This is a genomic window from Pseudomonas sp. KH_046_2, assembly GCF_057838985.1.
The window spans coordinates 5,146,625-5,158,304 of the sequence record NZ_CM174480.1; the positions used below are offsets into that span (position 1 = coordinate 5,146,625).

General features: G+C 61.8%; 9 protein-coding genes and 1 pseudogene. 6 read left to right on the forward strand and 4 right to left on the reverse strand.

What is annotated here, in order from left to right:
• Positions 1-4: 4 nt before the first annotated feature.
• The 5 genes from AC3IX1_RS23325 (at position 5) to AC3IX1_RS23345 (ending at position 5,130) form a co-directional block, all read left to right on the forward strand.
• Positions 5-1,180 carry an alginate O-acetyltransferase gene (locus AC3IX1_RS23325; RefSeq protein ID WP_489385981.1) on the forward strand — a complete coding sequence of 392 codons (1,176 nt, stop codon included), beginning with the start codon at positions 5-7 and terminating at the stop codon, positions 1,178-1,180.
• A gap of 14 nt (positions 1,181-1,194) precedes the next feature.
• Positions 1,195-1,851 carry an alginate O-acetyltransferase AlgF gene (locus tag AC3IX1_RS23330; protein ID WP_489385982.1) on the forward strand — a complete coding sequence of 219 codons (657 nt, stop codon included), beginning with the start codon at positions 1,195-1,197 and terminating at the stop codon, positions 1,849-1,851.
• A gap of 214 nt (positions 1,852-2,065) precedes the next feature.
• Positions 2,066-3,517: a mannose-1-phosphate guanylyltransferase/mannose-6-phosphate isomerase gene (locus tag AC3IX1_RS23335; RefSeq protein WP_223447775.1), complete on the forward strand. Its 1,452-nt coding sequence runs from the start codon at positions 2,066-2,068 to the stop codon at positions 3,515-3,517.
• Positions 3,518-3,807: 290 nt separating this feature from the next.
• Positions 3,808-4,272: a multidrug transporter gene (locus AC3IX1_RS23340; RefSeq protein ID WP_489385983.1), complete on the forward strand. Its 465-nt coding sequence runs from the start codon at positions 3,808-3,810 to the stop codon at positions 4,270-4,272.
• 33 nt (positions 4,273-4,305) lie between these two features.
• Positions 4,306-5,130: an SDR family oxidoreductase gene (locus AC3IX1_RS23345; protein ID WP_489385984.1), complete on the forward strand. Its 825-nt coding sequence runs from the start codon at positions 4,306-4,308 to the stop codon at positions 5,128-5,130.
• 129 nt (positions 5,131-5,259) lie between these two features.
• Here the strand turns inward: AC3IX1_RS23345 and AC3IX1_RS23350 are convergent.
• The 4 genes and pseudogenes from AC3IX1_RS23350 to AC3IX1_RS23365 form a co-directional block, all read right to left on the reverse strand.
• Positions 5,260-6,122: pseudogene (locus tag AC3IX1_RS23350) on the reverse strand (efflux RND transporter periplasmic adaptor subunit).
• Between the two features lie 39 nt (positions 6,123-6,161).
• Complete coding sequence (locus AC3IX1_RS23355) at positions 6,162-6,362, reverse strand: DUF1656 domain-containing protein (protein ID WP_007896379.1); 201 nt, start codon at positions 6,360-6,362, stop codon at positions 6,162-6,164.
• Complete coding sequence (locus AC3IX1_RS23360; RefSeq protein WP_489385985.1) at positions 6,352-8,544, reverse strand: FUSC family protein; 2,193 nt, start codon at positions 8,542-8,544, stop codon at positions 6,352-6,354. The genes AC3IX1_RS23355 and AC3IX1_RS23360 overlap by 11 nt, the downstream gene beginning before the upstream one ends.
• A 197-nt stretch (positions 8,545-8,741) precedes the next feature.
• Entirely contained in the window at positions 8,742-10,256 is a 1,515-nt protein-coding gene (locus AC3IX1_RS23365; RefSeq protein ID WP_489385986.1) for an efflux transporter outer membrane subunit, read from the reverse strand.
• Positions 10,257-10,447: 191 nt separating this feature from the next.
• Between AC3IX1_RS23365 and AC3IX1_RS23370 the strand changes: the two genes are divergently transcribed.
• Complete coding sequence (locus AC3IX1_RS23370) at positions 10,448-11,416, forward strand: LysR family transcriptional regulator (RefSeq protein WP_008050110.1); 969 nt, start codon at positions 10,448-10,450, stop codon at positions 11,414-11,416.
• Positions 11,417-11,680: the final 264 nt, after the last annotated feature.

The following is an 11,680-nucleotide window of genomic DNA, read 5'->3' on the forward strand; positions in this document are numbered from 1 at the left end:
GACCATGACCCGCTCATTACGCATCTTCTACATCGCGCTGTTCCTGGTGACCCTGCTGGTGCTCGGTCTGTGGTCGGTGCGCAGCTTCTTCGGCTTCAGCACCAACGCCGATGCGACGGTGCTCAACGGTCGCTGGACCAAGGCCGTGGAAACCCACTACGACGACGAGTTCCCGATCAAGCGCCTGGGCACCAACCTCTGGGCCGCGCTGGATTTCAAACTGTTCAACGAAGGTCGTCCGGGCGTGGTGCTCGGTCGCGACCAGTGGTTGTACAGCGATGAAGAATTCCACCCGGTGGTCAACGAAGAGCTGAACCTGCAAGGCAACTACGCGCTGGTCGAAGGCGTGCGCCAGACCTTGAAGGAAAAAGGCGTGCAACTGGTGATGGCAGTGGTGCCGGCCAAGGCGCGCCTGTACCCGGAACACCTCGGTGAAGTGAAACCGGCGAGCATCCACGCCAACCTCTACAAGGACTTCCACCAGCGCCTGGCCGCCGACCGGATTCCGGCGCCTGACCTGCTCGGCCCGCTGCAACAGGCCAAGCAGAATGGCCAGCAAGTGTTCCTGCGCACCGACACCCACTGGACCCCGCAAGGCGCCGAGATCGCCGCCAACCGTCTGGCCAGGACCATTGCCGACAATTACCCGCTGAGCGGCGAGCCGCAGCGCTTCGTCACCGAACCTGCCGAAACCGTCACCCACAAGGGCGACCTGCGTCTGTTCCTGCCACTGGACCCGCTGTTCGAAAACCTGATGCCTAAACAGGAGCAATTGCAGAAGCGCAATACGGTCGCGGCCGAAGATCAGCCCGCCGGCGACGACGCGCTGTTCGCCAACACCGAAGTGCCGGTGGCCCTGATCGGCACCAGCTACAGCGCCAACCCCAGCTGGAACTTCGTCGGTGCGCTCAAGCAAGCGCTGAACAGCGACGTGGTCAATTACGCCGAAGACGGCCACGGCCCGATTCTGCCAATGCTCAGCTACCTCAAGAGCGATGCCTTCAAGAACAGCCCGCCACAGGTGCTGATCTGGGAGTTCCCTGAACGATATCTGCCTGTGAACAACGAAATCGGCGATGCCGACCCGCAGTGGGTCGCAGAGCTTAAACAAGCCGGCGCGCGCCAACAAAACGTAGCCATCAACAACAAATCCGAGACGCCCGACCGGGCGCAAAACTGAAAGAGAGGTACACCATGACTTTCACTACAACTCCTCGTCGTCTCGCTAAAAGCTTTGCCCTGGTTGCCGGCCTCAGCGTGCTGTCGGTACAGGCATTCGCCGCAGGCGACGCCGCCCTGTACGGCCCGACCGCGCCGAAAGGCTCGACCTTCGTGCGCATCTACAACGCGAGCAACTCCGAAGTCAGCGCCACCGTTGGCAGCACCAACCTGAGCGATGTCGCGCCACTGGCGAGCAGTGATTTCAGCTTCATGCCGGGCGGCGACTACAGCGCCAAGGTCGGCAGCCAGAGCCTGCCGGTGAAACTGGCCGGCGACCACTATTACACCCTGGTCAACAACGCCAGCGGCGCACCGCAACTGATCGAAGAGCCGCCGTTCAAGAACAAGCAGAAGTCCCTGGTACGCGTGCAAAACCTCAGCGACAAGGCGCTGACCCTGAAGACCGCCGATGGCAAGACCGACGTGGTCCCGAGCGTTGCGCCCAAGGGTCGTGGCGAGCGTGAAATCAACCCGGTGAAGGTCAGCCTGGCCTTGTACGACGGCACCACCAAAGTCGGCGACGTGAAACCGGTCGCCCTGGAACGCGGTGAAGCCGCGGTGCTGTACGTCACCGGCAGCGGCAGCAGCCTGTCGCCGGTCTGGGTAAAACGCCCGGTGTCGACGCGCTAACAAATTTTCCGGACTGACACATGTCCCCTGTAGGAGCGAGCTTGCTCGCGATGAATTCAAGGGCACCGCGTTTCTTCTGGTGCCCAACATCATCGTTAGCCTCCATCGCGAGCAAGCTCGCTCCTACAAAGGCCAGCCCGGACACGGAACAAAAACAAGAGTGAAACGACAGAACGCAGTAGCTCTAACCAATCGATATTCAAGGAGTAACAACATGATTCCGGTGATCTTGTCAGGTGGTAGCGGCTCACGTCTTTGGCCGCTTTCCCGCAAACAATTCCCTAAGCAGTTCCTGGCCCTGACCGGCGAACACACCCTGTTCCAGCAAACCCTGGAACGCCTGGTGTTCGAAGGCATGGACTCGCCAATCGTGGTCTGCAACAAGGACCACCGCTTCATCGTCAACGAGCAGTTGGCCGCCCGCAAGCTGGAGTCCCAGCGCATCCTGATGGAGCCGTTCGGTCGCAACACCGCGCCGGCCGTGGCCCTGACTGCGATGATGCTGGTCAGTGAAGGTCGCGACGAGCTGATGCTGGTGCTGCCGGCCGACCACGTGCTGGAAGACCAGAAAGCCCTGCAACGCGCCCTGGCCCTGGCCACTGTCGCCGCCGAAAACGGTGAAATGGTGCTGTTCGGCGTGCCGGCCACCAAGCCGGAAACCGGTTATGGCTACATCAAGTCGACCAACGACTCGCTGCTGCCTGAAGGCGTCAGCCGTGTCTCGCACTTCGTCGAAAAACCCGACGTGAAGCGCGCTACCGAGTTCGTCCAGTCCGGCGGTTACTTCTGGAACAGCGGCATGTTCCTGTTCCGCGCCAGCCGCTTCCTCGAAGAGCTGAAGAAGCACGATCCGGACATCTACGACACCTGCCTGCTGACCCTGGAACGCAGCCATCAGGATGCCGACACCATCACCTTCGACGAAGCCACCTTCGCCTGCTGCCCGGACAATTCCATCGACTACTCGGTGATGGAAAAAACCCAACGCGCCTGCGTCGTGCCGCTGACCGCGGGCTGGAGCGATGTCGGTTGCTGGTCGTCGCTGTGGGAAGTCAATGCAAAGGACGCCAACGGCAACGTCACCAAAGGCGACGTGGTGATCCAGGACAGCAAAAACTGCATGATCCACGGCAACGGCAAGCTGGTGTCGGTGATCGGCCTGGAAAACATCGTCGTGGTCGAAACCAAGGACGCCATGATGATCGCCCACAAGGACAAGGTCCAAGGCGTGAAGCAGATGGTCAACACCCTCAACGAACAGGGTCGCACTGAAACCCAGAACCACTGCGAGGTCTATCGTCCGTGGGGCTCCTACGACTCGGTGGACATGGGCGGCCGCTTCCAGGTCAAGCACATTTCGGTCAAACCGGGCGCCTGCCTGTCTCTGCAGATGCACCACCACCGCGCCGAGCACTGGATCGTGGTCAGCGGCACCGCCGAGGTGACCTGTGACGAAAACGTGTTCCTGCTGACCGAGAACCAGTCGACCTACATTCCGATCGCTTCGGTTCACCGTTTGCGCAACCCGGGGAAGATTCCGTTGGAGATCATCGAAGTTCAATCGGGCAGCTACCTGGGCGAAGACGATATCGAGCGGTTTGAAGATATCTACGGGCGCTCGACGCCGGTTGAGCGTGGCGTGGCGGTGAAAACCATCGCGCAGTAACGCTCAGTAAAACAAGAAGCCCTCGTCCAGCCTGCTGCGTTCCCTATCCGCAGCAGGTTGGGCGGGGGCTTTTTTTGCACTGGGTTTTTGCAGTGCCTCGACTGGCCTCTTCGCGGGCAAGCCCGCTCCCACAGTGGACTGAGTCGGGCACAAAATCTGTGATCAACCCAATACCCTGTGGGAGCGGGCTTGCCCGCGAAGGGGCCAGTCAGCACACCATCGAATCGCCCATCGCCAACCCCACCTGCGCTTAGGTAGGATGACCCTCTCTATTCCCGAGATTTCACGTCATGTTCATCGGCGTCCTGCTGGTCATCACTTGGGTGATCCTGTTACTGCGCTATCCGGCCAAGGCCTTGCCCGTATCCCTGGCGGCTGCCGCGGGGCTGGGCATTGTCGCGACCTGGGTCATCTGGATGGACCACCACGAGCTCAAGCAACTGCAACGCCTGGAGTTGCGCATCACTTACGCACCACAACAATGCCCCGCCGACCGCCCATTGCAATTGACCCTGAACAACGGCAATGACGTGCCGCTGACTGAGTTGCGCTGGCGGGTCACGGCTTATGCACCCGGCGATGCGGTGAACCTGGCCGACAATCAATACACCGCCCCGCGCTATCGTGGTCCCGGCGAGCTGCAGGCCGGTGGCAACTGGGAAGATTGCTTGCCGCTGCCGCCATTGCGCCCTGGCTACCGTCCGGAAACCCTGGAGTTTCGCGCCGAGCGATTGCAGGGTAGTTTTTCCGACTGATCCCTCCCCCCTTTTTTGCACAAGGAATGCGCCATGCCCGTTGCGTTGATTACCGGTTGCTCCAGCGGCATTGGCCGCGCCCTTGCCGATGCGTTCAAAGTTGCCGGCTACGAAGTCTGGGCCAGTGCGCGCAGGGCCGAAGATGTCGCTGCACTCACCGCCGCGGGTTTCACGGCCGTGCAACTGGATGTCAACGACGGCCCGGCACTCGAAGCCTTGAGCGAGCGAATCAACCAACAGACCGGCGGCCTCGATGTACTGATCAACAACGCCGGTTATGGCGCCATGGGACCGCTGCTCGATGGCGGCGTACCGGCCATGCAGCGCCAGTTCGAAACCAATGTGTTCGCTGTCGTTGGCGTCACTCGCGCGATGTTTCCCGTGCTGCGCCGGACCAAAGGTCTGGTCGTGAATATCGGTAGCGTTTCGGGTGTGTTGGTCACGCCATTCGCTGGCGCCTACTGCGCCTCGAAAGCCGCCGTGCATGCCTTGAGCGATGCCTTGCGCATGGAACTGGCGCCGTTCGGCGTACGGGTCATGGAAGTCCAGCCGGGGGCCATCGCTTCCAGTTTCGCCAAGAATGCCGGGCACGAAGCCGAGCAACTGATCAGTGAGCAATCGCCATGGTTCCCGCTGCGCGAAGGCATACGCGCACGGGCTAGGGCTTCCCAGGACAAGCCGACCCCGGCCAGTGAGTTCGCTGCCGGATTGCTCAAGGCTGTGCAGCAGGACAAGCCGCCAAGGCTGATTCGCTTGGGCAATGGCAGCCGCGCGTTGCCGCTGCTCGCCGGGTTGTTGCCCAAGGGTTTGCTCGAATCGGGGCTGATGAAGCGGTTCGGATTGCGTGGGCAGCTCTGAGACCGCGTCATCGTTCTTCGCGGGCAAGCCCGCTCCCACAGGGATCTTCGTTGTGAATGCTATCTATGTCATCCAGCAGAACCTTGTGGGAGCGGGCTTGCCCGCGATGGGGGCCATTCGGTCTACAAGTCATGCACCATCACCTTGCTTGACCACCACCGTACAAGTAATCCCAGCCGCCAACAGCACACCCTCCGGCACTTCATCGATGTGAATGCGCACCGGCACCCGCTGCGCCAGCCGCACCCAGTTGAAGGTCGGGTTAACGTCGGCAATCAACTCGCGGCTCTCCGGGTTGTCGCGATCGTAGATACCACGCGAGATGCTTTCCACGTGGCCCTTGAGCACTTCGCCGCTCATCAGTTGCATGTCGGCCTTATCACCCACGCGCACGTGGGGCAGCTTGGTTTCTTCGAAGAAGCCATAGACCCAGAACGAGTTCATGTCGACCACGGCCATTTTCGCCTCGCCGATGCGCGCGTAGTCGCCGCGATGCACGTGAGGTTGGTGACGTAGCCATCCACCGCCGCACGCACTTCAGTGCGCTTGAGGTTGAGTTCGGCGGCTTCCAGTTGCGCTTGGGCCTGCTGGTAATCGGCCAGGGCCGAGTCGGCGAGGTTACTGGCATCGTCACGGTTTTCCCGGGAAATCACCAGATTGTCCATATCGGCGCGACGATGGGCGTTGACCTTGCGCATCTCCCAGGTCGCCTTGCGCGATGCCACCAGACTTTGTGCCTGCTTGACCGCCAGACGGTAGTGCTCGGGGTCGATCTGCATCAGCAAATCGCCCTTCTTCACCAGTTGGTTGTCGCGCACCGGCACGTCCATCACTTCACCGGTGACGTCGGCGGCGACGTTGATGATGTCGGCGCGCACGCGGCCGTCACGGGTCCACGGCGTGTTCATGTAGTGCTCCCACAAGGAGCGGCCGATCCACAGCGCGAGGGCCAGCACCAGCAAGGTCGCGAGCAGGCTGAAAAACTTTTTCATCGGGGCATTCTTCAGAGATAGAGAGTCAGTGATAGAGAGTCAACGGTAGACAGTCAGCGCCAACGCGCCGAACAGACAGGTAAACAGGCTCAGGCGCAGCAACGCCGGATGCCAGAAAAAACGGTACAGGTCGAACCCGGACAGGAACCGGTCCAGCGCCCAGGCCAGCGCCGCTGCGATGAAAAACATCAGGGTCATGGTCGGCATGTACACGCCGTGGAAGGCGATTTCACGAGGCATGTTCAAGTCCTTGGGGCTGGCTGCTTGCGAAGGCGGCGAGCGGTGATTGCGGATCGAGCAGCGAGGTGCGGATGAAGTGCAGGTAGCTCTTCACCCGGCGCAACGCCGAGGTATCGAAGTGCGGGGCGAAGGGTTCGTCGGTGGACTGCACACGGCTGATCGCGTGATCGACGGCGACCAACGCGCGTTCCAGATTGCTGTTGTTCGGTTGCAGGAACAGCCGCACCAACGCACGCCCCATTACCCGGATCGCCTGGCGCCACGGCTGGGATTCGGCATAGGCCGGATGCACCGGCAGAATCGCCTGTTCCTTGCGCAACTCGATGATCGCGTGACCGACTTCCAGCACCACGAACATCCAGCGCAGCAAGTCCCGCTGCACTTGCGGTTGGCCCGCCGCGAAGCCGTAGGCCTGATGCACCAGATCGCGGGTGCGGCTTTCGAAACTCGACGCCAGCCCCTTGAGCTTGCCGCTGATGGCGTACACCACCTGACCGCGCAGATCCTGCTCCAGGCGACGCCACAGCCAGCGGCTGTTGGGCGGCAGAATGATCGCCCCGGCCGCTGCGCACACCAGCATGCCGAGCACCATGGCGATGTAGTCATTGATGAAGGTGTAGGGGTTGTAGACCGTGAGGTTGTCCGGCACCGAACCGGTACTGAAGAAGATCAGCAAGCCCAGGCCGACGCCGACGTATCGCGGCCGCGAGGTCAGGAACGAGCCGAGTACGATCACCGGTGCGAGCATCACGCACAGCAACGGAAATCCGTCGATCCAAGGGAAAATGAAAAACATCTCGACGAAGCCGATCAGCGCCCCGAGCAACGTCCCGCACGCCATCTGAAAGGCCATGCGCTTGGGGTTCGGGGTGGCGGCGGACAGGCCCACGGTCGCGGCCGCAATCAGGGTCATGGTCGCGCCGCTCGGCCAGGCGGTTGCCACCCAGTAGCTGCCCAAAACCACAAGGATGAACGCCGCGCGAATCCCCGATGCAGCCGTTGCCATCCAGTTGGTTTGCGGAGTGAACGGCTCGTCCCAGCGCTCCCGTTCGTGACTGTGATCGGCCAGGGAGGCGTGGGTCTGTGCATAACTGTGCAGGTCGTCGACGAAGCGATAGAGCAGTTCGTACGCCGTGTGGAAGTCCAGCAGCTCGTCGTCGCTCGGTTCGCTCTCCTGAAAGATCGCCCGCAGGCTGCGCACACGCGCCGGCAACCCTGCCTTGTAGGCGCTCAGCACCGTAACCAGACGCGCCGCATCGGCGCTGGTCAGGGCACGACCGCTGAAGCCGTCGAGCAATTCGGCAAGATCTTGCAAGCCCGGTTTTATCGCCGCCACGGCATGGTCCGTATTGTTGCTGCGCAAGCGTTCGAGCAACTGATGCAGGGCATTGAAGCGCGTGGTGATGCCCATGAACTCACTGTTCAGGCGGCTGAGTCGTCCATTGCGCCGACGCATGTGCGGGTCTTCGAACACGGTGACGCTGCGCAAGCCTTCCAGGCCCACGGCTTCGGCGATGAAACGCACGTTGCCGGCCTCGAACGCCTCGCGCCGACTGCGACCACGCAAGCCGTCGGTGACGAACAGGGCAAACACACCGAAGCGCTGATACAGGGCGTTGCGCATGGCGGCACTGGCGGTTTGCGGCAGGATGGCTGCACTGATCAGTGTCGAACAGAGAATGCCCAACGAGATTTCAAGTACCCGCCAGACCGCCGCCATGAACGCACTCTCCGGATGGGCCAGTGCGGGCAAGCCGACCATCGCCGCGGTATATCCGGCGAGTACGAAACCGTAGGCGCGGAAGTTGCGGCAGCGGGCGGCGCCGGCCGTGCAGATACCGACCCAGATCGCCAGCGAACCGAGGAACAGCTCAGTGTTCTGCGCAAACAGGGCGATCAGCGCGACCATCACCGCCGACCCGGCCAGAGTGCCGAGAAAACGATAGAAACTCTTGGCGAACACCTGGCCGCTTTGCGGCTGCATGACGATGAACACGGTGATCATCGCCGTACGCGGTTGCGGCAGTTCCAGGCGCATGGCCAGCCACAGCGTGAGGAACGCCGCGATCAGCACCTTGAAGATGTAGACCCAGGTCACGCCGTCGCTGCGTGCCCAGTCGAAGAAACCCCGACGCCATTCCAGGGAGTACAGCCAGCGCAAGGGTGCGGGCAAGGGAGTCATCAAATCCTGCTCAGTGATTGAGGGCTTGGAGAAAGGTTGAAGCTAGCGAGCACATTGTGGCGAGGGGGCTTGCCCCCGTTCGGCTGCGCAGCAGTCGCCAAACCGGTAAATGCGGTGTGCCTGAAAAATGCTTTGGCAGGATTTAGGGCCGCTTCGCGACCCAACGGGGGCAAGCCCCCTCGCCACAGAGTCCCCATTCACTTCAAAATCCCATTGGTGAGCAGTGCCGGGGTTTTCGGCGCCTGGGTCTGGCTATCTTTCGGCACATCGTTGCCCGCGCCCAAACCTCCGCCGAGTGCCGTCACCAATTGCGCATGGGCACTCAAGCGCGCCGCCTGAACCTGCTGCTGCACTTGCTGCTGTTTGAACAGCAGGGTCTGGGCATTGAGCACATTGAGGTAGTCGGTCAGCCCACGCTGGTAGGCAATCATCGCGATGTCGTAGGTCTTCTGCGCAGTGGCCACCGACTCGGCGGCGAAAGCCTGTTGCTTGTCCATGGACTCGCGGCGGATCAACTGGTCGGAAATGTTTTTCAGCGCGGTGACCAGGGTCTGGTTGTACTTGGCCACGGCGATGTCATAGCCGGCCGAGGCTTCACCCAACTCCGAGCGCAAGCGCCCGCCATCGAAGATCGGCAACGAAATCGCCGGACCCACGCTGTAGTTGAGTTTCTTGCCGGTCAAGAACTCCAGGGCTCCACCGCCGGTTGCCATGTAGCCGAGGCTGCCGACCAGATCGACGTTCGGATAAAAACCGGCATGGGCGACATCGATGCCCCGCGCCTGCGCCGCCACTTGCCAGCGGCTGGCGACCACGTCCGGGCGTTGGCCGAGCAATTGCGCCGGCAGCGACGACGGTAGTTTCAGCGGTGTCCCCAGCGACAGCGTTGGCCGCTGCAACTGCGCGCCCTCCCCCGGGCCCTTGCCAGCGAGGGCGGCGAGCTGGTTGCGGGTCAAGGCGATTTCTTCGTCGAGGGCGTCGATCTGGCGATGGGTTTCCGGCAGCGGCGTCTCCGCCTGGCTGACCTCGAAATGAGTGCCGATACCCCCGTCCAGGCGTTTTTGCGCCAGCTCAAAAATCTGCTGTTGCTGCTTCAAGGTCGCTTCGACGATGTCCCGCTGAGCGTAATGCAACGACAACTTGATGTAGACCCGTACGATGTTGTCCTGCAATTCGAGCTGGGCCTGGCGCGCTTCGGCGACGGTCATGTGCGCCATGTCCACGGCACGCTCGGTGGCATTGCTTTCGCGGCCCCAGAGGTCGAGGGCATAGCTGAAACCCAGCGCTGCGTTGTTGTCCCAGGTGGTGCTGTTGGCCAACTCGCCGGGGCCATAGAACTGGTCGGTAGGCCAGTTGTGACGCTTGAGGGTGGATTCGCCACTGATCTGCAGCGACTCGGCCGCTTCGGCCACGCCTGCCATGGACTTGGCCTGGCGTACCCGGGCGGCGGCCATGGCCAGGCTCGGGCTGCCTTGCAGAGCGAGGTCGATCCAGCGATTCAGTTGCGGGTCGCCATAGGCTTGCCACCATTGCGCGGTGGGCCAATGCGCATCTTGCGCGGCGCTCTGGATCGCTTCGTCGGTGGCCAGTGAATTGGCCTCCAGCGCCTTGCCCTGTGGGGCAATACCTCCGGTTCCGATGCAGCCGCTGATTGCCAGGGTTAAAGCCAAAACACTGAGCGGCTGAAGCGCTCTGCTGATGCGACGCGGCACTGCTGCGATTTCCTGAGGTGGGGTGTTCTTGAGGTGAGCGCAATTCTATGGGGCGGCCTGAATGGCGATAAGCTGGGATTCCTGTGAATCTTTGTTACCGTTAACGAGATAATCCGTAGGTAGATCTTTAGTCGCCTGTAAATAAACAGAAACTTCGTGTCACAATTTGTCATTCGACGAGAGAGCACCCCATGGACACCTTGCAAAACATGCGCGCCTTCAGTTACGTGGCCGAAGCCGGCAGCTTCACCGCCGCCGCCGTGCAACTGGACACCACCACGGCCAACGTCTCGCGCGCGGTCTCCAACCTGGAAGCCCACCTGCAAACCCGCCTGCTCAACCGAACGACCCGCCGCATCGCCCTGACCGAAGCCGGCAAGCGCTACCTGTTGCGCTGCGAACAGATCCTGGCCTACGTCGAAGAAGCCGAAGCCGAGGCCAGCGACGCCCACGCCCGCCCGGCCGGGCAACTGAAAGTGCACACCATGACCGGCATCGGCCAGCACTTCGTGATCGACGCCATCGCCCGCTACCGCAAGACCCACCCGGACGTGACCTTCGACCTGACCATGGCCAACCGCGTGCCGGACCTGCTCGACGAGGGTTACGACGTGTCCATCGTCCTCGCCAGCGAACTGCCGGATTCGGGTTTCGTCTCCCAGCGCCTGGGCATCACCTACAGCATCGTTTGCGCCTCGCCGGCCTACGTTAAAACCAACGGCTGCGCACAAAAACCCAGCGACCTGCTCAACCACGCCTGCCTGCGCCTGGTCAGCCCGGTGATTCCGCTGGAGAAATGGGCCTTCGACGGCCCTGATGGCCAGGAAATGGTCACCATCAACAGCTCACCCTTCCTGGTGAACTCCGCCGACGCGATGAAATCCGCGATCATCAGCGGCATGGGCGTTGGCGTCCTGCCGCTGTACGCCGCGATAGAAGGCCTGCGCAACGGCACACTGGTGCGCGTAATGCCCAACTACCGCTCGCAGGAACTGAACCTGTATGCGATCTACCCGTCGCGCCAGTACCTGGATGCGAAGATCAAGACCTGGGTCGAGTATTTGCGTGGATCGTTGCCGGAATTGCTGGCGGCGCATCAGGCGGAATTGGCGGCGTATGAATTGAGCGGGAGTCTGGGTGGGGTTCGCGTGGCGAATTAACGCGCATCCTATGGGAGCCAGCCTGCTCGCGAAAAACCTGAGAACGCCGAGGTGAATCAGGTCTCCCGCGTTATCGTTGTCGTCCATCGCGAGCAAGCTCGCTCCCACAGAAAAGCAAAAGCAAAAGCAAAAGCAAAAGCAAAAGCGGCGTACACCTTCGCTCTTCACCACTCATCAGGCCGAGCGTTAGCTCGCCTGCAGCTTTTGATCTTGATCCACCCGCCCCCTCGGGAGGCTGAGCGGAGGCGTTCATCCGGGGATTGG